At 60.5% G+C, this 18,719-nt stretch carries 18 protein-coding genes; 13 read left to right on the forward strand and 5 right to left on the reverse strand.

Annotated features, from left to right (window positions below):
• Window positions 1-60: 60 nt before the first annotated feature.
• Together ELEN_RS07360 and ELEN_RS07365 are read left to right on the forward strand one after the other, a co-directional pair.
• The gene (locus ELEN_RS07360; protein WP_015760575.1) at window positions 61-948 is read left to right on the forward strand and encodes an aldose 1-epimerase family protein; all 888 of its coding nucleotides are present in this window, start codon (window positions 61-63) and stop codon (window positions 946-948) included.
• Window positions 949-956: 8 nt separating this feature from the next.
• Window positions 957-1,529, forward strand: a complete 573-nt coding sequence (locus ELEN_RS07365) for a DNA-3-methyladenine glycosylase I (RefSeq protein ID WP_015760576.1) — start codon at window positions 957-959, stop codon at window positions 1,527-1,529.
• A gap of 40 nt (window positions 1,530-1,569) precedes the next feature.
• Here ELEN_RS07365 and ELEN_RS07370 read toward each other — a convergent pair whose 3' ends face one another.
• Window positions 1,570-3,252 carry a SulP family inorganic anion transporter gene (locus ELEN_RS07370; protein WP_009304379.1) on the reverse strand — a complete coding sequence of 561 codons (1,683 nt, stop codon included), beginning with the start codon at window positions 3,250-3,252 and terminating at the stop codon, window positions 1,570-1,572.
• A 411-nt stretch (window positions 3,253-3,663) separates the two neighbouring features.
• Here ELEN_RS07370 and ELEN_RS07375 point away from each other — a divergent pair, with 411 nt between their 5' ends.
• The 4 genes from ELEN_RS07375 to ELEN_RS07390 all read left to right on the forward strand — a co-directional run bounded on the left by ELEN_RS07375 (window position 3,664) and on the right by ELEN_RS07390 (window position 5,649).
• A complete protein-coding gene (locus ELEN_RS07375) occupies window positions 3,664-4,191 on the forward strand; it encodes a nitroreductase family protein (RefSeq protein WP_015760577.1) in 528 nt (175 codons plus the stop codon).
• Window positions 4,192-4,311: 120 nt separating this feature from the next.
• Entirely contained in the window at window positions 4,312-4,917 is a 606-nt protein-coding gene (locus tag ELEN_RS07380) for an HXXEE domain-containing protein (protein ID WP_227110101.1), read from the forward strand.
• Between the two features lie 204 nt (window positions 4,918-5,121).
• A complete protein-coding gene (locus tag ELEN_RS07385) occupies window positions 5,122-5,418 on the forward strand; it encodes a type II toxin-antitoxin system RelB/DinJ family antitoxin (RefSeq protein WP_015760579.1) in 297 nt (98 codons plus the stop codon).
• Between the two features lie 3 nt (window positions 5,419-5,421).
• Window positions 5,422-5,649: a type II toxin-antitoxin system YafQ family toxin gene (locus tag ELEN_RS07390; RefSeq protein WP_197054154.1), complete on the forward strand. Its 228-nt coding sequence runs from the start codon at window positions 5,422-5,424 to the stop codon at window positions 5,647-5,649.
• 305 nt (window positions 5,650-5,954) lie between these two features.
• Here the strand turns inward: ELEN_RS07390 and ELEN_RS07395 are convergent, their stop codons facing one another.
• From ELEN_RS07395 to ELEN_RS07410, 4 genes are all read right to left on the reverse strand, one after another.
• A complete protein-coding gene (locus tag ELEN_RS07395; protein ID WP_015760580.1) occupies window positions 5,955-7,187 on the reverse strand; it encodes a hypothetical protein in 1,233 nt (410 codons plus the stop codon).
• 222 nt (window positions 7,188-7,409) lie between these two features.
• Complete coding sequence (locus tag ELEN_RS16425; RefSeq protein ID WP_227110100.1) at window positions 7,410-8,162, reverse strand: SHOCT domain-containing protein; 753 nt, start codon at window positions 8,160-8,162, stop codon at window positions 7,410-7,412.
• Between the two features lie 146 nt (window positions 8,163-8,308).
• Window positions 8,309-8,701: a hypothetical protein gene (locus ELEN_RS07405; RefSeq protein WP_015760582.1), complete on the reverse strand. Its 393-nt coding sequence runs from the start codon at window positions 8,699-8,701 to the stop codon at window positions 8,309-8,311.
• 601 nt (window positions 8,702-9,302) lie between these two features.
• A complete protein-coding gene (locus tag ELEN_RS07410) occupies window positions 9,303-10,340 on the reverse strand; it encodes a helix-turn-helix domain-containing protein (RefSeq protein ID WP_015760583.1) in 1,038 nt (345 codons plus the stop codon).
• A 196-nt stretch (window positions 10,341-10,536) separates the two neighbouring features.
• On the opposite strand from ELEN_RS07410, the gene ELEN_RS07415 reads away from it, so the two are divergent.
• From ELEN_RS07415 to ELEN_RS07445, 7 genes are all read left to right on the forward strand, one after another.
• Window positions 10,537-11,214, forward strand: coding sequence for an energy-coupling factor transporter transmembrane component T (locus ELEN_RS07415; RefSeq protein WP_015760584.1), 678 nt, complete (start codon window positions 10,537-10,539; stop codon window positions 11,212-11,214).
• Window positions 11,211-12,626: an ABC transporter ATP-binding protein gene (locus ELEN_RS07420; protein ID WP_015760585.1), complete on the forward strand. Its 1,416-nt coding sequence runs from the start codon at window positions 11,211-11,213 to the stop codon at window positions 12,624-12,626. Before ELEN_RS07415 ends, ELEN_RS07420 begins: the two co-directional genes overlap by 4 nt.
• A gap of 50 nt (window positions 12,627-12,676) precedes the next feature.
• Window positions 12,677-13,291, forward strand: coding sequence for an MptD family putative ECF transporter S component (locus ELEN_RS07425; RefSeq protein WP_015760586.1), 615 nt, complete (start codon window positions 12,677-12,679; stop codon window positions 13,289-13,291).
• A gap of 38 nt (window positions 13,292-13,329) precedes the next feature.
• Window positions 13,330-17,016: an ABC transporter ATP-binding protein gene (locus ELEN_RS07430; RefSeq protein ID WP_015760587.1), complete on the forward strand. Its 3,687-nt coding sequence runs from the start codon at window positions 13,330-13,332 to the stop codon at window positions 17,014-17,016.
• A gap of 4 nt (window positions 17,017-17,020) precedes the next feature.
• The gene (locus tag ELEN_RS07435; protein ID WP_013978982.1) at window positions 17,021-17,404 is read left to right on the forward strand and encodes a metal-dependent transcriptional regulator; all 384 of its coding nucleotides are present in this window, start codon (window positions 17,021-17,023) and stop codon (window positions 17,402-17,404) included.
• Window positions 17,405-17,588: 184 nt separating this feature from the next.
• Window positions 17,589-17,819, forward strand: a complete 231-nt coding sequence (locus tag ELEN_RS07440; RefSeq protein WP_013978981.1) for a hypothetical protein — start codon at window positions 17,589-17,591, stop codon at window positions 17,817-17,819.
• A gap of 211 nt (window positions 17,820-18,030) precedes the next feature.
• Window positions 18,031-18,678: a TetR/AcrR family transcriptional regulator gene (locus tag ELEN_RS07445; protein WP_174262969.1), complete on the forward strand. Its 648-nt coding sequence runs from the start codon at window positions 18,031-18,033 to the stop codon at window positions 18,676-18,678.
• The last annotated feature ends 41 nt before the right edge of the window (window positions 18,679-18,719 follow it).

Here is an 18,719-nt window from a genome sequence, read left to right on the forward strand (position 1 = left end):
AAGCGCGATAATGCGTTTCCTGCTTGAGAAGGCTTGCGCTTTCGAAACGAAGGAGTGCCAATGAGGAAGTTGCCGACATGCGTGCTGGAGAACGATGCGCTGTCCGTGCGCGTTTCGCCCGTGGGCGCGGAGCTGCAGAGCGTCGTGTGCGGCGGCGTCGAGCGCATGTGGTCGGGCGACCCTGCGGTGTGGGGTCGTCGGGCTCCGTTGCTGTTCCCGCTGATCGGGCGCTTGCGCGACGGTTGGTACGCGAACGGGGGCCGACGGGTGGATGCGCCGATGCACGGTTTCTGCCGCGACCGCTTGTTTTCCGCCGAGCAGGTTTCGGATGTGCGCGTCCGTTTCGAGACGGCTTCCGACGAGCGGACCCGGGCCGTCTATCCCTTCGATTTCCGATTGACCGTCGACTTCACGCTCGAGGGTTCCTCGATCGTGAAGTCGCACACCGTTGAGAACCAGGGCGACGTCCCCCTGCCGTTCGAGCTGGGAGGCCACGAGGCGTATGCGACGCGCTTGTTGCCGGGGGAGCGCATGTCCGACTATTTCGTGCGCTTCGAAGGCGTCGATGTGCTCGAGATGTTCGGGATGGACGAGGCTGGGATACTGACGCTGCCGAAGGTCGAGGTGCCGCTGGAAGACGGCCGCTTGACCAAGACGCCCGAGCAGCTGGGTATCGACACCGTCGTGCTGGAGAACGTTCCTGGCAGCGTCGCGACGCTGGCTAGTGTCGCGCACGGCTACGAGGTGACGGTGGAGTTTTCCGATTTTCCCTATCTGGGCATTTGGACGAAGGCCGGCCAGGACGATGCCCGATACCTGTGCATAGAGCCCTGGTCCGCGCTGCCCGACGCACGCTTCTCCCCACGTGAGCTGTCCGAGAAGCCCGGCGTGCGCACGCTTGCGCCCGGGGAGCGTGCCGTGCTGGAATACCGGATGACGTTTCGCTAGGAGGCGCCATGGACGAGAAGCGCAGGTGCTCGTGGGCGGGCGACGTACCCGTGTACGTCGACTACCACGATAACGAGTGGGGAAGGCCCACCCATGACGATCGCATGCTGTTCGAGCTGTTGGTTTTGGAGGGCGCGCAGGCGGGCCTCTCGTGGCTGACTATCCTGAAGAAGCGCGAGGCGTACCGCGAAGCGTTCGACGGCTTCGACCCTGCCAAGGTGGCGCTCTACGACGAGGCCAAGGTTGAAGAGCTCATGGCTAACGAGGGGATCGTGCGCAACCGCCTTAAGATCAACGCGGCCGTAACCAACGCGAAGCTGTTTCTGGACGTGGCCCGCGAGTTCGGAAGCTTCAATGCGTTCATCTGGGGCTATGTGGATGGCGAACCCATCGTGAACCGCTGGAAAACCCAGGCCGACGTGCCGGCGACCACGCCGCTTTCCGACCGCATCAGCAAGGATCTCAAGAAGCGCGGCTTCAAGTTCGTCGGCTCCACCATCGTGTATGCCTACCTGCAATCCATCGGCATCGTGAACGACCACGTGGTCGATTGCTATGCGTACCGGGAGCTTACGTCGTAAGGATGGTTCGGCCTCCGTCGTCGTGGCGGGCATTTGAAAGCTAGGCCGATGCCGTTTCCCCCTCTTCGTCCAGCAGCTTGCGCGCGTAAGCGATTGCATCGTCGATATTGCTGCGGAAATGGTCTTCTCCCACCATGTCCACGAAACCAGCGCGGCGCATGGTTTTCATCGGCTGCTCGTTGGCGTGCGAGAAGATGAGGCTGACGCCGTTCTCGCGGCAGTACCCGTAGAGGTTCTCCAGCGCGTTCATGCCCGTCGAATCGAGCGATGGCACGCCTCGCATGCGGATGATCAGGTACTTCGTGAAGGATTTCACCGATATGTCGGATATGCGGTCGGTCATGCCGAAGAACATGGGTCCGTTGATCTCGTACACGCGCACGCTTTCAGGGAGTTCGCGCAGGTGCGTGACCTCGGAATCCTCGTCGCAGTAGTATTTCCAGCCGCGAACCTCGGTCTCCTCGCTCACCATCTTCATGAACAGGACGACCGTGATCAACATGCCCACGGCAATCGCCACCACCAGGTCGAACACGACGGTCAGCGCGAAGGTGAGCAGCAGCGTGGCCACCGCTCCTCGGGAGGCCGTCTTGCACAAGTGTGCGAAATTGCGCCATCCCGACATGTTGTAGGCGACGTGCAGCAAGATGGCCGCGATGGTCGGCATGGGGATGAGAGCCGCGTAGGGCATGAAGAACACGAGGACGATCAGCAGCACGAGCGCATGGGTCATGCCGGCGACGGGCGTTCTGCCTCCGTTCTTCACGTTCGCGGCGGTGCGCGCGATGGCGCCGGTTGCGGGGATTCCGCCGAATAGTACCGAGCCGATGTTGCCCACGCCCTGCGCAACCAGCTCCATGTTGCTGCGGTGGTGCGAGCTGATCATGCTGTCGGCGACGACGCAGGACAGGAGCGATTCGATCGCGGCCAGGATGGCGATGGTGATGCCGTTGGGAAGCTGGTCGGCCAGCAGGTCGACGTTGAGTTGGGGAATGCGGAATTCGGGCAGGTCGCTGCTGATGGCGTACAGGTCACCGATGGTGCTCACCTGCATGCCGAAGCCGCTGACCAGGGCGATTCCCACGATGAGCGCGACAAGGGATCCGGGGATGCGTTCGCTGACCTTAGGCCAGGCGAACAGGATGGCGAGGCAGACCGCTCCCACGACGAACGCTTGCCAGTTGGCCGTTCCGATGCTTTGGGCGACGGCCTGCAGCTTGTCCATAGTCTCGACCGTGGGCGCGCCGGCGGGGAAGGCGAGGCCGAGGAAGTCTTTGACTTGGCCGATGACGAGGGTCACGGCGATGCCTGCCGTAAAGCCCGTGGTGATGGTGTAGGGAACGAACCGGATGAGCGATCCCAGCTTGAAGAAGCCCATCAGCATGAGCAGCACGCCGGCGATGACGGTGGCTGCGACGAGGCCGTCCATGCCGTCGGTTGCCACGATGCCTGCAACGATGGTGGCGAACGCCGCCGTGGGGCCCGAGATTTGCACGCGGCTGCCGCCGAGGAACGCGATGAGGAACCCGGCGACGATGGCCGTGTAAAGGCCTTGCTCAGGGCTCACGCCCGAAGCGATGGCCAGCGCGATGGAAAGAGGCAGCGCCACCACGGCCACCATGACGCCCGAAACAACGTCTTTGGGAAGCTGTCGTTTGAGCTCTTCGCTGTCGGTGTGCTTGATGATGCTGAAAAGTATCGGTTTGATCTTGTCGCGTTGCAATGCTCTGCTCTTCCATGTCGTCGTTTCTGCTCAGTGCGCGCGAAAAAGCGTTCCGCCCGGATCGACCGGGCGGAACGCAAGCGAATACTATGCGGTTGGATTCGATTTTGCGCTTCGTCATTATACTGCAAGATTACAAGAGGGCAACAAATCGGGGAAACCCGGGATCCGTCCAACGCAGTCGCCTAGTCCGTTTCCTCTGTCCCTTTTCGATCGGCATCGTGCTTTTGACCTGAGTCGTTAAACGATCGATCGCTTCTTGCGAGTCCTTAATTGGCCTGATTCTCGCAATTGGCTATTTAATTGACACAGCGGGCTCATTATATTCGAATCGCGAAAACTTGAAAGTTGCACGACGGGATAAGAGCGGGTGGAGCGAGAAGCTCCGCGAAGGATGAACGGAGGCCCCTTATGTCGGGAAACGCGGTCATCGAAAGCCTGGAAACTCGGCGCGCGGTGAGGAGTTATGCAGATAGGCCCGTGGAGCGCGAGAAGCTCGAGGCGATCTTGGAGGCTGCAACCTATGCGCCTACGGGAATGGGGGCTCAGTCGCCTGTGATCGTGCTGGTGGAGAGCAAGGAGACCAGGGACAAGGTAGCCGCCCTCAACGCGGGGGCGATGGGGCGCGACACCGATCCCTTCTACGGGGCTCCTGCGGTCGCGATCGTGTTCGGCCACAAGGACGTTGTGCCTACCTGGTTCGAAGACGCTTGTCTTGTGGCGGGCAACCTTCTGAACGCGGCGCATGCCGTCGGAGTCGATTCGTGCTTCATCTATCGTGCCAAGGAGGTCTTCGAGACCGACGAGGGTCGGGCGCTTTTGAAGGAGTGGGGCCTCGACGGTGATTACGTGGGCGTCGCCAACTGTATTCTGGGCTACGGCGACGGCCCTGCACCCGAGCCGAAACCCCGGAAAGACGGGTACGTGAGAATCGTTTAGGCGGAACGCGTTGGGAGCCGATTCTTTTGGAGTGAGAGGATGAAAATCATGTTCAAAAGCCCCTTCAGTCGCTGGTGCGACCAGATGTGGCTTTACCTCGTTTATCTTCTCGGGGTTGCGATGACCTGTTATCTGCTGTGGAATTGGGCAGCGTTCGATCTTCCGCAGAAACTCGCCTGCATGCTGGCCGTTGCGGTTCCCTTGCATGTCTTCGAGGAGAACACGTTCCCCGGAGGTTTCTTCTACATGAACAACATGGGCTTCGGTTCGAAAGAACCCATGGTCTATCCTCAGAACCGCTGCACCAACATGATCACGAACCTAGGAGCCGAGATCGTCATAATCGCCGTTGCGCTCAACGCTGCGACGATCGAACCGGTTGTCATGAGCCTGGTGGTCTTCTTCGCGCTGGGGGAGACCGTGAATCACACGCGTAGCGGCATCCTCATGTACCGCAAGTTCAAAGACCGGGGAAAGCGAACCGTCTACGGTCCCGGCCTCGTCACGTCTTGGTGCGTGCTCGTCCCGATGGCTGCCGTGGCGCTCAGATGGCTCGTCGACTGCGGGGCGACCGTGTGGGAGGTAGTCGGCGGCATAGGGATATTCCTGGGGATCGCCGTATTCCTCATCCTCGTTCCGTTCGCGTTCTCTATTCGCATCATGAGCAGGGAATACGCCTTCCGCGACAGGGGCTACTTCGAGAAGTACGTTGACGGCTCGCGTTGAGGGCTGGTTGATTTGCATGCTTTGTTTTTCTCTTGGATGGGTTCGCTGGGGCTTGTTCAAGGAGAAGGGCGAGAGAGGATATCTCCAGTTCGGTGATATCTGGAGAAAGAACAATTCATGCAGATTTGTATAGCATATAGATGTCATACGGCATCACTCTAAACTCAGTGGTGCAATCGTTCCAAAAAGGAAGGGAGGCACGGCATGGCCACTGCAGCTAAACCGACAACGATCCGCGTCGATGAGAATCTTAAGGCCCGGGCGAACGAGATCCTCGGATCTGTCGGGTTGAGCTACAACACCTATGTTGTCATGGCGACGCACCAGCTGGTGAACCAGTGCAGGATCCCTTTCGAGATCGTTCCGGCGGGCGGGGTCCCGAACGAGGAGACCCGCCGCGCCCTGGTCGCCGCGGAGGCGAAGGAGCTCGGCCTCATCCCCGACGACGCGCCTGCCTTTGACGATATCGACGGACTCGTGGCGTTCCTCGAGAAGGAGTAGCCCGTGTACGAGATCAAGGTCGAGTCGGCCTTCAAGGCGGACTACGCTCGCGTCATGAAACGGCACCCCCGCTTGAGGGGCGAATTCAAGGAGGCGGTCTCGGAGCTCATGAGGACCGGCGCGGTGCCGGACGAGTACGGCCCGCACGAGCTCAGCAATCCTGGCGAGAACTACAACGGGCACATAGACTTTCACCTCTCGGACGGCGTGGTCGATGTCGTGGTGCTCTAAATGCCCCATAAGTCGAACCCGATCATCAGGCTCGTCCGTATGGGCAGTCACGACGAGCTGTTCCGGGGTCCCCTCATCTAGAGGGCTATCGTCTCGCGTGCGATTTGGTTCGCCATCTTGGTGATGTCGGACGTAGCTCTCTTTCGTGCAGCCATTTTCAGGTCTGCGAAGTTCGGCAAAGAGGCAAAGTACTGACGAGGCTTGTTCGGATAAGCCTTCAGTTTCTTGAAATCCCTAGAATCGAAAAAAACGACAATGGACTTTTTTCCTCTGCGTTTGTCATCTTCAGGTGTTTCATTTTTTGCCTATCTTTCGATTGGCGAATGCAAAGTTGTCGACAAGGCGGGAGCGCAGTAAACGTTCTCGTCATCGAAGTAGAACACCTGAGGCTTGTTGAACAGGGCGTTCGCTTTCGTTATCTCGTGACGGAAGCTGTCGACGCAGCTGTCTCTCCTCGCTAAAATCCGCTCGCTCGCTTTTTTGCGCCTATCGTCATTGGCGTTCCCGATCAGGTTACTGGCGTCTATGAGGGCCTCATCGACCGGACCGTCGCTGATGACGGGAATCTTGGCAATTGCGCCGCCGGCAAGTTTGCCGAAAGCGGAAACTCCGCCGAGGAGTGCGTTCTCGACAGAGCTCGATGCAAGCTCTTCGATCTTGTTGTAAGCGTCGGTGTACAGGGCTCTGTAATCAAGAGAGTACGATTCAAGCTTGTCTTCGATATTCCTGAGGTAGTCTGCTGAGAAGTTCTCGGTAAGCATGACGTCGACGTAGGTGGCGAAGCCCAGCATGTAGAGCGCCGCCTGGTATTGGCCGAGCAACGAGTCGGCCTTGGCGGATACTTTGACGATGTCGCGGTCCCCATGGAAAAACCCTTTGTTTTTGTCGAGCTTCGCTACTTGCGCGCGGTAGTACTCAATATCTTTCTCGGCCTCTCGCTCGATGCTGACTACCTCTTGCTGCCTCGTGGATCGCCATTTCTCGTTATCGACGTTGTACTTGAAGTTACTGAGGGTGTCCGCGAGGAATTTTATGTTACCTTTCAGGGAGGCTTTCTTCTCCTCTTCGAGGATGCCGAGGATCTCCTCCTGCATCTCCTTGATGTTATCGAGCTTCGCCGAGACATCTGCGAGTGCTACGCCGATGGCGAGCATCATCGGATCGACGGCCATTAACGCAGTCGAGGTTGTTGTTGTCGGGTTCGCCGGGACGTAGACGCCGTTGCCGATGATGCCCTTACCGTCTTGGATTATCGCTGTGAGCTGCCCGCTACCGTCCTTCATCTGAGCGACGTGGCCGGCCAAGCCCCTGCTGTCGAAGCGGAAGAGGCCATCGTTCGGGATGCTGATGGTCTGGGTGACCGTCCTGAAGGTTTCGGACATGCTGGCGAGCGCGCCGCCGGCCAAGGCGAGCTCCGCCAGTGGAAGTTTGACCGCCCTCTGCTTGTCCAACTGCTCGACGGGGAAGTACGGTACGACTTCGAGGCTCATCATCGCCTTGACTATCTCTTGACCGGAGTGCGACAACTCATCTTCCATCCTGTTTTCCTTCCCGCGTTTTCGACTTTGTCAAAACCACATCGTCTTCTTGCTGTTGAATTTTACCTAATCTCGAAACGTCAGACACTGTCAGCAGGCCGATGCCAGCGAGGAACCCGAACGGTAGCTCGCCTCTCGCGATTTCGCAAAGGCGTTCGTAAGAGCGCCCCCGTACCTTCTGGTGGATGCGAGGAGCCGAGTTGGCATTACTGATTTGCGCTGTTACATTTCCATGATTTGCCGCTTCTTTTTATCAAATTCCTCTTGGGTAAGTGCGCCCATGTCAAGCAGTTCCTTTAACTTCTTCAGCAACTCCAATTGCTCTTGCATGAACATCGTTCCTTTGGTCATGCTCGATGTAGAGCTATCGGGCTCTTCAGGCTCTCCTTGAATATCATTGAGCACCCTACGTTCCATCTTTGCTTGCTCCATACGCTGTTGGAACCCCATCGAAGCGCGCATATCCGAACCGCTTAGCAAATCGCCTCCACCTACTCCAAGACCCCCAATTATTCCAGTTGCCGCCTTGGAGAATGCTTGCTTTTTCGCGGTTCGCTTTACTCCGCGCATCACCCCGTTCATAGAAAGGTCTCCGGACGATAGCACGCTTTTCGCTACATTGCCAACGAACGATGCGTCCACGCCGTTCTCGTCAACGCGCTCCGTCTGTTCGTTATCCTTTTCCTTTTCCGCCAGATCAGGGAGATCGCTGTAGTAGGCGGAGTCATAGCTGCTACCACTGTCTGACATCTGGTCGTTTATCGCGAGCTCCCAGACCTTCATCACTCGTTTGTTCCCCGACTGGAAAGCGAAGTCGTCTTGGCCGCCAGGGTGATAAACCTCAAGCTGCTTTTCTCCGTTCGAAGCCTCGCCAACCACAATCTGGCTTACCGAGTCGAAGGGGTAGCGCACCGTGTCCTTGTAGTTTCCGAACAGGCCACGACTGATATGCACGAACGCCATGTTCGTGAGCACGAGCTCGTCCGTATATGCGTCCCAAAAGCCATGTCTAACGCAAGAACCCCTTAGGAGGATCTTCTCACCGGGTAGTAGTTGAATTTTAGAAGCAGCCACGCTTTCCCTCCCTTGCAGCATAGCGAACGCAGATATTATATATGGCATTATACGCGTGTTGTGTTCTTGGAAAGCCGCAGTGAAGTACCAGCCTCATCTGTCAGAGCGGTGTCTTCTGTGGAAATTAAGAAAGCTTTGGTTTGCCAAAACGTGGGCATCTCCCGTTGCCGCGGGCCATCCATGAGCATGCGGCGCCACCGGTCCCGGTCGCGGTAGCCTGATGCGCCAAGTCTGCCGAGAAACATCGTCTGGGTTACCTCGTCGAGCCTCGCGAAGTCCTCGCGCATCCCGTTCTCGATCTCGGACGAGACCTCCCGCATGTCTTCGAGGACTCGCATCTTTTCCTCAAGGGGGTAGTTCCCCGGGGAGACCTCCGCGAGCTCCGCCCTAAAGTAGGCGAGGTCCTCCGCGTCCTTTAGAGCTTCCCAATCCTCGGTCATTTGAACCCCTCCCTACGCGTCTGCCTGGATTCTCCTGGTTCTCTCGGGTGTCGCAAAAGGTGCCACGAATATCCTGTTTCAAGTGTCTTGGAGTATGACAAAAGGCTTCGTCCAAATAGGACGAAGCCTTTTGTTGACCTAGGGGTATGTTAGTTCTTGTTACCGAGTGTTCCGAAGCGTCAGACCCCGAAAACTATTCCCACTCGATAAAACAATAGTGTTTCATTTTTACGATTTTGTCCTCGTTTTATCCGTGGTTTTTTCTCGTTGTCAGCTGTATTCGGTTAGCCTCTCTCAGAGAAAACTCATCCCAAACTCAGCTCTTTTCATTTTGCCATTTCGTGAGTTTTACGCCTGAGTTTCGACGAAGGATGGATTTGGTGCGCGGCCTGCGAAAACCCGCTATCCCCGTTCGATTGAATCCTTTTCTTTCGAATGAAACACCCATCGAGAACGCGACTACGATAAGGGTTCTTGATGCCCTTCATTTCGAGTCGGCTTGCCAAGCATCATTCTGATCGAAACTCAAAGGGGGCAAGTTCGCTCTTCAGAAGGATTTCGCTGTCATTTCAGGGCAAACTCACGACGTCTCCGAAGATAGCTAAGAATGAGATTCCGCCTCGCTGACGCAGGAGCGCCCGCTTGCGAGAACACCCAGTAATTTCGATTCCGGGTCGTCATCGAAAGCGACCTTCGCGATCGATCTCCACTTGCGTGGGGGCATGCCGACCGATTTCGCGAAGAGGGCGGAAAAGCTTGTTGCTCGTGCATACCCGCAACGATGCGCTACCTCGTCTATGCTCATATCATGGTCGGTGAGCAGTCTTTTCGCCAGCTCGATTCTTTCCGAGGAGACGAACTCGGTCACTGTCAATCCCGTCACCTGCTTGAATGTCTTCTTGAATTTGGTTGACCCCATGTTCGCGGCCTCGAGCAGATCCTTCTGCCTGATCGCACCGCCTAGGTTGTTCTCGATGTACGATACGGCTCTCGCGATCGAAAGGCGGTCCTGCTCGGCCACTCCCTCGCACAGGCTCTCTCCCATCCTGAGCAGCCTTGCCATCACCAAGTTCGCGATTCCGGAATACAGGAGGCTCGCTTCCGGCCCCGGGATCTCCCTTGGAGTTATCTCGCCGAGCATCTCCGCTATTTCCGGATCCCAGGAAGCCTGGTTCCTAAGACCCTTCAGGCTGGTCGCTAGCGGTTTTAGCGCCTTGTCGATTCTTTCCCCGAAGACGCTTTGACAGTATTCGTCGTAGTACTCGATCTCCGTGTAAGAGAATCTCGCTTCTTTTGGAAGCAGGATCGAGCTTGTCTTGGGCTTTGCTTCCAGAAAGGCGGAAACGCTTGATTGCGGCATGAGGCCATGTCTTTCGCGGCGGACGGCGAAATAACCGCCAGAATCGAAACAGAAGGGCAGGGGTTCTTTCAAAGTGAAATCGCAGCAGACGACGGAGAAGAACCGCCGCGCCTCCCACGCCCAGTACCACCCCTCGCATCGGCATCCGTCGCCTTCGAAGAGGGCTCCCTCGCCGTTCCAACCGTCCGCCAAGACGAGGCCGATTGGCTCAAGCGAGGCCGCAAAGGTCTCCGCCGCGGCTTGGGCGGCGTGGGAGAACATCGTTTCCCTGTCGTACATCTTCCGATCCTTTTATTCGCGTTCGGACGCAATTCTTGCGCGCTCGGACTTTTCCCTCCAGGTGCAACCTGATTCATATTAACCAAGGCTAACATTTCTTTGTCAATTATAGCGATAAAAGAAAGGCTCTCTGGTTTTGCGAAGAAGAACACGGAAAACACTCGCGGAGGACATCGATGTCAGAACGAAGGTGGCCATGCTCGTCGTGCTCATAGCGACCGGGGCTATCGTGAAGGATTACGTTCTGGGCTCGGTCCTCTTTGCCGTCGTCGTCCTCCTCTCCTTCGCAATCGGGCGCGGAAGGATGGCGGCTTCTTTCTCTTTCGCCTATCTCTTTCTCATGGGCATCTTCTGGGTCACGACGATGCTTCCGCCGAACGCCGCCGGAGCCCTCGGCTCGTTCGCCCTGGCCTGCCGCACCTGCATGCCCATCTGCCTGTTCGCGGCGGTCTTCGCGACTACCACCAAGATCGGCGACCTCACGGCCGCCCTCTACGGGATGAGGCTGCCGAAGACGGTTGTCGTTCCGCTGGTGATAGCGGTGCGGTTCTTTCCGACGCTCAAGGAGGAGTCTTCTGCCGTAGCGGACGCGATGAGGGTGAGGGGGCTCGCCCTTTCGCTTAAGAATCTCGTTTCGAAGCCGGCGCTGATGTTCGAATCCGCGGTCGTGCCCGTGATGCTGCGCTGCGCCAAGATCGCAGACGAGCTCGCTGCTGCGGCGGTTGCGCGCGGCATCGACCGGCCCGGGAGGAAGACCTCCTACAACGCGCCCCGGTTCGGACGGGTCGATTTCCTGTCGCTCGCGTTCCTCGTTATCTGCTGCTCGCTTCTCGTAGCCGTGAAGGTCAATCAGGGGATCGGAGGCCTGCTGTGACGAAAAACGCCGTCGAGCTCAGAAGCGTCTCCTTCACCTATGCGGGGTTCGATGCCCCGGCGGTCGACGACGTGAGCCTTGCCGTCGCACCGGGCGAATGCATCGTTCTTTGCGGGGAGTCTGGCTGCGGAAAGACCACCGCGACCCGGATCGTCAACGGGCTGGCGGGAGGGTTCTACGAGGGCAGCCGGACGGGGGAGATCCTTGTAGCAAGCAGGGACATCGACGACCTGGAGGATTGGGAGCTCTCGTCTTTGACGGGCAGCGTTTTCCAGAATCCCCGCACCCAGTTCTTCAACCTCGACACGACCGGCGAGATTGCGTTTGGCATGGAGAACCTCGGCGTTCCCAGGAAGGAGATGCACAGGCGCGTGCGCGACGTCGTGCGCGAGCTCGGCATAGAGTGCCTGATGGGCAGAGGCATCTTCGAGCTCTCCGGGGGCCAGATGCAATCGGTGGCCTTCGCGAGCGCATGGGCCTGCAAGCCGAGCGTCTACGTCCTCGACGAGCCTTCGAGCAATCTGGACCCTCCCTCCATGGAGAAGCTCGCCTCCTTCATCTCGAAAGCCAAGTCGAGCGGGTCTGCCGTGATCATCGCCGAGCACAGGCTCTCCTACCTCGCGAGCGTCGCCGACCGGTACTTGCTCTTCGAAGGCGGTTCCGTCGCCGCCGAATGGGACGCGCAGCGATTCCTGGGGCTGTCCGACGCGGAGCGAGAGTCCTGCGGGCTCAGATCCTCCGAGCCGCCGAAGCTCGCCGACCTGATGCAGCGCCTTTCCCGTCCCGCCTCCGCCTTTCCCGCCGTCGAGGCGAGGGGAATCTATGCGGGGTACGAGAGGGGTGTGCCGGTCCTCGAGGGGATTACCGTCTCGTTCGACCCCGGGAGGGTCGTCGGCGTGGTCGGGCGAAACGGGGCAGGCAAGTCAACCCTGCTCAAGTGCCTGGCGGGGATCAAGAAAGAAGAGCTCGGGCATGTCCGGTTCCAAGGCTCGGTAGTCCCTCCCAAGAGAAGACCCAATCATGCGTTTCTGGTCATGCAAGACCCCGACTACCAGCTCTTTCGCCCGAGCGTGCGCGACGAGTTGGCATCCGCGGCCCCGTCTCCTTCCGACGTCGACGAACTTCGTCTCGAAGCGGTCCTGGAGGAGTTCGGCCTGGGAGATGTCGCCGACCGCCATCCCGCATCGCTCTCGGGAGGGCAGAAGCAGCGGTGCGTCTGCGCCATCGCGTCGGAATCGGGAGCGCAGGCGCTTCTCCTCGACGAGCCCACGAGCGGCCTGGACTTCCGGAACATGGAGCGCCTCGCGCTCATCTTGCGCGAAGAGGCGTCTTGCGGGAAGACGGTGGCGGTCGTCAGCCACGACACGGAGTTCCTGTCTAAGGCCTGCGACCAGATCGTGCTCATCGAGTGAGCCGGCCTGCAAAGACTGAGAAGGATTCCTATGAAAGAAAGGATTTGGAAATGACAGCAAAAGCAAAACAGAAGGAAAGCGGCAGCCTCAGCTCCAGGGACCTCATAGCCCTCGGCGTCTTCTCTCTGCTGTTCATGGTGGTGAGCATGCTCGTCGTGGGAATCACCTCCATGAGCGTCGTGGCGTACTGCGGCTGCTGCGCCATCGCGGCGATACCCGCCGGGATCGTCTGGGTCTACATGCATGCGCGCGTGCCGCGCGCAGGAACCTCGCTGATCATGGCCCTCGTCTTCGCCGTGGTCATCTTCGTCATCGGGTCGGGATGGCCCGTGGCGCTCGGCCTCGCCGTCGGCGGCGCCGTCTCCGAGCTGGCGCGGAAAGCGCTCGGGTACGGGAGGTTCGCAGGCGTCGCCGTGGGGTACGCGCTTTTCGAGACCTGCTGGGCGGCGGGCCTTTTCGTTCCCATGTTCGCCTCCCAGGACTACTACCGCGAGCTGATGGGGTCCAACAGCATCGACCCGGCCTACATGGAAGCCCTTCTGTCCACGGTGACTCCCGAGACGTTCGCGATCATCGCGGTCGTGACCTTCGCGGGCGGCATCATCGGCTCGCTGGTCGGACGGGCGGTGTTCAAGAAGCACCTCGAGCGCGCGGGAATCGCCTAGCGCCCTTTTTCAAAGCAACATGAGAGAAGAGGTATTCAATGAGCAAGGAAAGCAAAGGAAGGAAGCCGGGGGCCCTTTCCCGCTGCCTGCGGTTCGCGGGGAGAAGAAAGCCCCTCGTGTTCGCCTCCATGGCGCTGGCGGTCCTATCCGCGGCGGCGTCCTTCGTCCCATACGTGGCGATCTACTTCATGATTAGGGATGCGGTCGGGGTCTATCCGAACCTGGCCGCCGTCGACGTTTCGGCGATGACGGGCTACGCGGGCTTGGCGGTGGCAGGCATAGTCGTTGACGTGGGGTGCTATCTTGCCGCGCTGCTGTGCTCTCACGCCGCGGCGTTCGACGCGCAGTACCGCACGAAGCTCGATATCGCCGCCCATCTCGGGAGGATCCCTCTTGGGCACATAGCGCGGCTCGGCACGGGTAGGATCTCGAAGGTCATGGACGAGAGCGTCGGCGGGATCGAGCAGTTCATCGGCCATTCCATCCCGGACCTGGCGGCCACCGCCGCCGCGCCCGTCGTTTTGGCGGCGCTGCTTTTCGTCTTCGACTGGCGCTTCGGCGTCGCCACGCTGGCGGCGGTCGCCGTCGCATGCGTCGTGCAGTTCTCCGGCTATGCCGACAAGCGCGTCATGGCGAGCATGGGGCGCTACCAGGAAGTCAAGGAGCAGATGGGCAACGCCTCCGTGGAGTACGTCCGCGGAATGCGCGTCGTGAAGGCTTTCGGCCAGACGGCGCGCTCGTTCAAGCGCCTCTCCGACGCGATAAAGGACTACACCGGCCTCTCCCTCGACGTCACGCTCTTCTTCAGGAACTCCATGCCGGGCTTCACGGCGGTCCTCAACAACGCGTACCTGTTCGTTCTGCCCGTCGGCATACTCCTCGCCCCGGGCGCGCAGGACTGGCCGACGTTCGTGCTCTCGCTCGTCTTCTACCTCCTGTTCGTGCATTCGATATCGAGCGTGTTCACGAAGATCCTCTACGTGAGCGAGGACGGGATGCTCGCCCAGGCAAACATCGACCGCATCGACTCCGTGCTCGGCATCGAAGAGCTCTCTTGTCCCGAGGCGCCGAAAGCCCCGAAGGACGCCTCGGTGTCCCTTCGGGACGTGACTTTCTCCTACGAAGACGACGCGGAGCCGGCGTTGCGCAACGTCTCGCTGGAAATCCCCGCCGGCACGGTGTGCGCGGTCGTCGGGCCGAGCGGCTCGGGCAAATCGACCCTCGCGAACCTCGTCGCCCGCTTCTGGGACGTCGATTCGGGCCAGGTTCTCGTCGGCGGCGTCGACGTCCGCGAGATGGGCCAGGATGAGCTGATGGGCAGCCTCAGCCTGGTGTTCCAGGATTCCCACCTCTTTCGCGAGAGCGTCGCGGAGAACATCAGGCGCGGCAGGCCGGGGGCGACCGACGACGAGGTGGTCGAGGCCGCGAAGGCCGCCCAGGCGGACGCGTTCATAAACGGCCTTCCCCATGGCTACGCCACGGTAATAGGCTCCGAAGGCGTGCACCTGTCCGGCGGCGAACAGCAGCGGATAGCCATCGCGCGCTCGATCATCTCGGACGCGCCCATCGTGGTGCTGGACGAGGCGACCGCGTTCTCCGATCCCGAGAACGAGCATTTGATCCAGAAGGCGTTCGAGAGGCTCATGGCCGGCAAGACCGTGATCATGGTCGCCCACAGGCTCTCCACGGTCGTCGGTGCCGACAAGATAGTCGTGCTCGACGGCGGGCGCAAAGTCGAGGAAGGCACCCATCAAGAGCTCCTCGCCGCATCGGGGACGTACGCGAAGATGTGGAGGCAGTACACGGAAGCGGTCGAATGGGGCATCGAAGCGGCCCCGCGCGACGACACCCGATCCTCCGAAGCGACCGCCCCGCATGCAACGCAGGGCGTCTCCGCCGAGGAGTACGACCCTGCGGAGAAACCCGGCAAGCCGTCGAGCGGCAGGGCGCCTTGGCTTCAGAGGACGTTCAACCTTTCCGACGAGGGCTACGTCGGCCTCAAGCGCTCGGCCATTGCTTGCACCTTGAGCGATCTGGCGCTCATGATCCCCTTCGTCTGCACGGTCGCCGCGTTCGCGGCTCTCGTGGGGACCCTTGCGGGCGAGCCGTTCGACGCCGCCGCGCTCTGGTCGATCTTCGCCGTGGGGCTTGCGGGGATGGTGGTGGTCTTCGTCGCTTCGAGAAACGACTACAAGAAAACCTACGTGGCCGCGTACACCGAGTCCGAAGGCACCCGCCTGCGCCTCGCCGACCACCTGAGGAAGCTGCCCATGAGCTTCTTCAACCGCCGGGACACGACCGACGTGGCCGACCGCATCATGGGGGACGTGACGGCGCAGGAGTCCATGCTCTCGTCGACGCTCCCGCAGCTCATCGCCGGAATCGTGTCGACCGTGGTCATCTGCGCGATGCTGGCATTCTTCGACTGGCGGCTCGCCTGCTGCGTTATGGTCACGCTTCCGCTTTCGGCAGGGGTCATCGCCTTGAGCCGCCGTCATCAGTCGCGCCTTTTCGAAAGGCAGAACCGCGTCCGCCTGGATGCGCTGGCGTGCGTGCAGGACTACCTCGAGGGCATCAAGGACATGAGGGCCTGCAGGGCGGTGGGCAAGGACTCCGCCGCCATGGAGCAGGCGATGCTCGAGCTCAAGAGGGTGACGATGCGGGTCGAGCTCGCCGTCGACGTCTCCGTCTCCCTCGCGAGCGCCATCCTCCGCTCGGGAGTCGGTTTGACCGCCTGCGTCGGGGCGGTGCTTCTCGCCTCCGGCGGCGTGGACTTCATGGTTCTGCTCATGTTCTTGCTCATCGTCTCCCGCGTCTACGGGCCCATCCTCGCCCTCGTCTCGCAGCTGCCCAACCTTCTCAACCTCTCGACGAAGACCGCCCGCATCAAGGCGGTCATGGACGAGCCCGAAGCGAGGGGGTCCGCCTCGGCGGATGTGCCCGGCCACGACCTGTCCTTCCAGGGCGTCCGGTTCGGGTACGGCGACGAAGAGGTGCTCCACGGCGTAAGCTTCGTCGCGCGCGAGGGGGAAGTCACCGCGCTCGTCGGGCCGAGCGGCTCGGGCAAGTCGACCTGCGCCCAGCTGGCGGCCAAATTCTGGGAGCCCGACAGCGGCAGGGTCCTCTGCTCTGGAAAGGACATCGCCGAGTTCTCCGAGGAATCGTGGCTCGCGCACGTCTCCATAGTCTTCCAGGACGTGGTCCTTTTCGACGACACGGTTGCGAACAATATTCGCATCGGCCGCGAAGGCGCCTCCGACGAAGAGGTGGCCGAGGCTGCAAGGGCGGCGCACTGCCTGGAGTTCATCGAGAGGCTTCCCCAGGGGTTCGACACGGTGCTGGGCGAGAACGGCGCCTCCCTCTCGGGCGGGGAGCGCCAACGCCTCTCCATTGCGAGGGCTCTCCTGAAAGACGCGCCCGTGGTGCTCCTCGACGAGGCGACCGCCTCGCTCGACCCCGAGAACGAGACGCTTATCCAGAGAGCGGTCGGAACCCTGTGCGCAGGCAAAACGGTGATCGTCATCGCCCATCGACTGAGGACCGTCGCCAATGCGGACAAGATCGTCGTCCTAGACAGCGGGCGCGTGGCGGAGGAGGGGAACCACAAGACGCTGCTCGCCGAGGACGGGCTGTACGCGAGGCTGTGGAGGCTCCAGCAGGAAAGCTCGTCGTGGACCGTTCCCGCCGACAGGGGCGATGCCGCCGATGTCCCGACGGGCAGATGAGCGGATGGGCGGGCGAGAATCCTCCGAGGACTACCTCGAGGCCATCCTCGTGATCCGCCGCCTGCGCGGGTCGTGCCGCAACGTGGACATCGCCGAGCGCATGGGCGTCGCCAAGCCGAGCGTCACCAAGGCGCTCGGCAACCTGGCGCGCAGGGGCCTCGCCGAGGTGGTCGGCCGCGACGTGCGGCTGACCGAGGAGGGCGGGCGCCTCGCCGAGGCCACCCTCGACAAGCACCGCTTCTTCGAGCGGCTGCTCGTCGAGTCAGGCGTGGACGCCGAGACCGCCTCGGCGGAGGCCTGCCGCATGGAGCACTGCCTGTCAGAGGACTCCTACAGACGTTTCGCGGCCTATCTCGGGAGCCGACGAGACGAGGGCGATGGCGGGTAAACGGAGGGCGGCTTGCAGGCCAGACTGGGCGACTGGCTCAGTTTCGGATACCGCCCACTAGGCAACTCCTCGCTGAGCGAGGGGACGATATCGAGCGGCGGCGATGGCAACGAGCATCGCGCCATCGCCGCCAAGCCCCGCGACGCCGAGGTGCAGCGTCTGCCGCTCCGGAAGGAGCAGACGCATGGCAGTCGAATCAGCAGGATGCCCGTACGTCAAGATCCCCGTGCCGATACAGGACACGTACTCGGTGGCGGAGATAGCGATACTCTTACGTGTGAGCAGGAACGCGGTCTACGAATGGAGCCTCCTCGAGGACGACCCCCTGCCACTGAGGAGGATGATGGGCAGAAAGAGGGGGCGCTTCGCGTTCAGGGACGAGCTCCTCGAGTGGAGCAAACGGCACGCGACGTGATTGTAGTCAGACAGAACCTTTCAGGACGCCCCGCTTCGATTCGAGTAGAGATAGTTCCCGCCCAAATTAACTAGGCGGTTCATCGAGGCTCCTCCGTCTATCAAGCCAAGGCCGCTTCTACTGAGATATCATGAGCATAAGAGTTGACAGTGACTAACTTTGGTGGCAGAATTCCCAACACGAAAGATAGCTAAGTTATTATTGGAGGGAGGTGACTGCAGTGAGCAACGGCAACTACCAGGAGACGCACGAGCGCATCTTGAAGAGCGGCCTTGCGGCGTTTCTGGAAGAGGGGTTCGAGAAGGCGAACCTGCGCAGGATCTGCAAGGCTGCCGGCGTGACCACCGGGGCGTTCTACAAGCATTTCAAAGACAAGGAGGCGCTCTTCTCGGAGCTGGTCGAGCCGCTGGCGAGCATGATTCGCAAAGCTTACGCCCAAGGCGAGAAGCGAGGTTTCGCCGGGTACGACGAAGGGAAGCCCGTGACCCCGGAGCAGGTGCGCGCCGCGCTCGAGGCCAAGGCGGCGGGGACGCTCGCGACCACGGCGATGCTGTACTCCCATCGCGACATCTACGAGCTCCTTGTGTTCCGCTCCTACGGCACCCCCTACGAGCACTTCCTTGACTGGCTCGTCGACGAGGAGGACAGGACCACCCTCCGCGTTCTCGAGCTGATCCACGGCGCAGAGAAGGCTCGAACCGTCATCTCGAAAGAGTCTCTCCACATCGTCAACCACGCGTTCTACAGCGCCCTTTCCGAGAATATCATCCACGCGAAGAGCGTCGAGGAGCTCAACGCGACGACCGAGGTCATTTCAACGTTCTTCAATGCGGGCTGGGAGAAATATCGCACGCTTTGACGGCTCTTTCTTTTTTTGCGTCAAAGATAACTAAGTCATTA

Origin of the sequence: Eggerthella lenta DSM 2243 (genome assembly GCF_000024265.1) — a bacterium.
Lineage (GTDB): Bacteria > Actinomycetota > Coriobacteriia > Coriobacteriales > Eggerthellaceae > Eggerthella > Eggerthella lenta.

Bases quoted from the DNA above. Each gene is read 5' to 3' on its own strand.
- ELEN_RS07360 (WP_015760575.1), top strand. From the start codon at position 61: ATGAGGAAGTTGCCGACATGCGTGCTGGAGAACGATGCGCTGTCCGTG.
- ELEN_RS07365 (WP_015760576.1), top strand. From the start codon at position 957: ATGGACGAGAAGCGCAGGTGCTCGTGGGCGGGCGACGTACCCGTGTAC.
- ELEN_RS07375 (WP_015760577.1), top strand. From the start codon at position 3,664: ATGTCGGGAAACGCGGTCATCGAAAGCCTGGAAACTCGGCGCGCGGTG.
- ELEN_RS07380 (WP_227110101.1), top strand. From the start codon at position 4,312: ATGACCTGTTATCTGCTGTGGAATTGGGCAGCGTTCGATCTTCCGCAG.
- ELEN_RS07385 (WP_015760579.1), top strand. From the start codon at position 5,122: ATGGCCACTGCAGCTAAACCGACAACGATCCGCGTCGATGAGAATCTT.
- ELEN_RS07395 (WP_015760580.1), bottom strand. From the start codon at position 7,187: ATGGAAGATGAGTTGTCGCACTCCGGTCAAGAGATAGTCAAGGCGATG.
- ELEN_RS07405 (WP_015760582.1), bottom strand. From the start codon at position 8,701: ATGACCGAGGATTGGGAAGCTCTAAAGGACGCGGAGGACCTCGCCTAC.
- ELEN_RS07410 (WP_015760583.1), bottom strand. From the start codon at position 10,340: ATGTACGACAGGGAAACGATGTTCTCCCACGCCGCCCAAGCCGCGGCG.
- ELEN_RS07415 (WP_015760584.1), top strand. From the start codon at position 10,537: ATGCTCGTCGTGCTCATAGCGACCGGGGCTATCGTGAAGGATTACGTT.
- ELEN_RS07425 (WP_015760586.1), top strand. From the start codon at position 12,677: ATGACAGCAAAAGCAAAACAGAAGGAAAGCGGCAGCCTCAGCTCCAGG.
- ELEN_RS07430 (WP_015760587.1), top strand. From the start codon at position 13,330: ATGAGCAAGGAAAGCAAAGGAAGGAAGCCGGGGGCCCTTTCCCGCTGC.
- ELEN_RS07435 (WP_013978982.1), top strand. From the start codon at position 17,021: ATGGGCGGGCGAGAATCCTCCGAGGACTACCTCGAGGCCATCCTCGTG.
- ELEN_RS07440 (WP_013978981.1), top strand. From the start codon at position 17,589: ATGGCAGTCGAATCAGCAGGATGCCCGTACGTCAAGATCCCCGTGCCG.